This is a genomic window from Mesorhizobium sp. M1A.F.Ca.IN.020.06.1.1, from assembly GCF_004023265.1.
Taxonomy (GTDB): Bacteria; Pseudomonadota; Alphaproteobacteria; order Rhizobiales; family Rhizobiaceae; genus Mesorhizobium.
The window spans coordinates 1-1,657 of record NZ_RZSR01001154.1 but is presented as its reverse complement, the minus strand read 5'-3'; the positions used below and the strand labels follow the sequence as shown (position 1 = coordinate 1,657).

Here is a 1,657-nt window from a genome sequence, read left to right as displayed (position 1 = left end):
CGTCATGAGCATGAACTACTACACGCTTGGCAACAGCGGCCTGCGCGTCAGCCGGCTGGCGCTGGGCACCATGACCTTCGGCACCGAATGGGGCTGGGGTGCTGACAGGGAAACCGCCCGCGCCATGTTCGACGCCTATGTCGAGGCCGGCGGCAATTTCTTCGACACGGCCGACCTCTACACCGGCGGGACGGCAGAGACCTGGCTCGGCGAATTCGTCGCCGAGCGCGGCTTGCGCGACAAGGCGGTGATCGCCACCAAATTCACGATGAACACGGAACCCGGCAATCCGAATGCCGGCGGCAATGGCCGAAAGAACATCATGCGCGCGGTGGACGCTTCGCTGAAGCGGCTCAGAACCGACCATATCGATCTTTACCTCATGCATGTCTGGGACAGGCTGACGCCGGCCGAGGAGGTGTTGCGCACGCTGGACGATTTGGTGCGTGCCGGCAAAGTACGCCATATCGGTCTTTCTGACGTGCCGGCCTGGTATGCCGGGCGGGCGCAGGCGATCGCCGAACTGCGCGGCTATGAGCCGGTCTCGGCCCTGCAGCTCGAATATTCGCTCGCCGAGCGCTCGATCGAACATGAATTCGCGCCTTTCGCCTCGCGTCACGGCGCCGGCATCATGGTGTGGAGCCCGCTGGCCAGCGGCCTGCTCAGCGGCAAATACCGCCCGGCGCAGGCCGGCAATGCCGGCCGGCTCGACGGGTTCCGCAACACCACGCATCCGGGTTTCCAGAAATTCAGCGAACACAATTGGGCGATCGTTACGGAACTCGAGAAGGTGGCTTCCGAACTCGACCGAAGCATGGCGCAGGTGGCGCTGAACTGGGTTGCGGCGCAGCCGGGTGTGGCCACCGTCATCCTCGGCGCGACGAAACTTGCCCAGTTGCAGGACAATCTGCGGGCGCTCGACTTTTCAATCCCTGCCGAACTCCGCAAGCGGCTCGATTCGGTGAGCCTTGCGCCCACGCCGTTCCCGCATTCCTTTTTTGGACCCGAGATTCAGGTCAGGGTGGCCGGCGGCGTCGTGACCGGCGACAAGCCGTTCGGCTATTCGCTGCCGGTCCTGATCGAAGGCGAACTGGTCGGGATCAGCAGCAACTGATCGGAAAAGCCTGGAATTTTGCGCGAGGGCGCGGCGTGACATCGCCGCGCCCTTCGTGTATCGGGTCGAACCATCGTGCCAGCGCCGCCAGGCGAAGCGGGGCGCCTTCGCCTCCAGATTTGCCCGCGCCGAGATTTTTCGAGGAACCAGATGACGGTGAAGCCCCTCTATCGACGTGTCTTGCTGAAAGCTTCGGGCGAAGCCTTGATGGGGGAACAGCATTTCGGCATCGACGTCTCGGTCGTCGACCGTATCGCAGCCGACATTGCCGAGGCGCGGGCGCTTGGCGTCGAAGTCGGAGTCGTGATCGGCGGCGGCAACATCTTCCGCGGCGTGGCCGTCGCCTCCAAGGGCGGCGACCGCGTCACCGGCGATCACATGGGAATGCTCGCCACCGTCATCAACTCGCTGGCGCTGCGCACCTCGCTGAACAAAATCGGCGTCGACGCCGTGGTGCTTTCGGCCATTGCCATGCCGGAACTCTGCGAAAGTTTTTCACAGCGCCAGGCGACCGCCTATATGAATCAAGGCAAGGTGGTGATC

The 1,657-nt window shown here is 63.8% G+C and carries 1 protein-coding gene and 1 pseudogene; both read left to right on the top strand.

Annotation, left to right across the window (positions count from 1 at the left end):
• Positions 1-4: 4 nt before the first annotated feature.
• Positions 5-1,114 carry an aldo/keto reductase gene (locus EOA60_RS31965; RefSeq protein ID WP_095825370.1) on the top strand — a complete coding sequence of 370 codons (1,110 nt, stop codon included), beginning with the start codon at positions 5-7 and terminating at the stop codon, positions 1,112-1,114.
• A 150-nt stretch (positions 1,115-1,264) separates the two neighbouring features.
• Positions 1,265-1,657 (top strand): annotated as a pseudogene (gene pyrH, locus EOA60_RS31960) (UMP kinase); the annotation flags it as partial.

Excerpts from the sequence above, each read along its gene's own strand:
- EOA60_RS31965 (WP_095825370.1), top strand. The coding sequence starts at position 5 with ATGAGCATGAACTACTACACGCTTGGCAACAGCGGCCTGCGCGTCAGC.